Origin of the sequence: Neisseria sp. P0013.S005 (genome assembly GCF_051958425.1) — a bacterium.
Lineage (GTDB): Bacteria > Pseudomonadota > Gammaproteobacteria > Burkholderiales > Neisseriaceae > Neisseria > Neisseria subflava.
The window spans coordinates 1-270 of sequence record NZ_JBQCVL010000060.1 but is presented as its reverse complement, the minus strand read 5'-3'; the positions used below and the strand labels follow the sequence as shown (position 1 = coordinate 270).

The following is a 270-nucleotide window of genomic DNA, read 5'->3' as shown; positions in this document are numbered from 1 at the left end:
GGACTCAGCGGTGTGCGAGTGCCGATGAGCTGATACGCATTCTGGATTTCAAAATTGGTTGCCGCGGACCAGGGGCTGGTGAAACCGGTATCGCTGATCGCCTGCAGCCAGATCGCATACTGGCCCGGCTGTCGCAGAGTGACGGCCAGTTCTTCCGTGCTCACCACGTCGTTCACCTGCACTGTGTGATTCGTCAGGTTGTTGATCTGCACGCGGTAAGACGCGGCACCTGGGATCATGTCCCAGAGAATCGTGGAACCCTGACCAGCC

The 270-nt window shown here is 58.9% G+C and carries 1 protein-coding gene; it reads right to left on the bottom strand.

The window, feature by feature from the left end; all coding sequences use genetic code 11:
- Positions 1–270, bottom strand: a 270-nt coding sequence (locus tag ACTHTA_RS11495; RefSeq protein ID WP_440379635.1) for a hypothetical protein, incomplete at both ends; no start/stop codon positions are given.